The organism is Vibrio sp. 1249-1 (assembly GCF_033340495.1).
In genome coordinates this window covers 1-542 of record NZ_JAWOWJ010001056.1, presented here as the reverse complement: position 1 = coordinate 542, position 542 = coordinate 1, and the positions used below count along the sequence as shown (strand labels likewise).

The 542-nt window shown below is 48.3% G+C and carries 1 protein-coding gene; it reads left to right on the top strand.

The features are described 5' to 3' along the window. The coding region (locus R7Z50_RS30430) for an alpha-amylase family glycosyl hydrolase (protein WP_318150141.1) at positions 1-542 on the top strand (542 nt) is incomplete at both ends.

Genomic DNA, 542 nt, shown 5'->3' with positions numbered 1-542 from the left:
CAATCCGCGTTAGGGGACAAAAACAGCCCATACCGTGACTACTACATCTGGAAAGATCCGGTTGAGGGCGCAGAACCTAACAACTGGCAATCGAAGTTTGGAGGCAATGCTTGGGAATTGGATGACGCGACAGGGCAGTACTACTTGCACCTTTTTGCTAAAGAGCAGGCGGATTTGAACTGGGAAAACCCAGTGGTGCGCGAAGAAGTCAAAGAAGTCATCAGCTTCTGGGCAGACAAAGGCGTGGATGGTTTCCGTCTTGATGTCATCAACCTGATTTCTAAACAACAAGATTTCCCAAGCGATGATATTGGCGATGGCCGTCGTTTCTATACTGATGGTCCTCGCGTGCACGAATATCTGCAAGAAATCAGCGAAGCCGTGTTTCAAAAGTACGGCAGCGTGACGGTGGGGGAAATGTCTTCGACCACGCTAGAGCACTGCCAGCAATACTCTTCATTAGATGGCAAAGAGCTGTCGATGGTGTTCAATTTTAACCACCTGAAAGTCGATTATCCGAATGGTGAAAAATGGACCAAAGC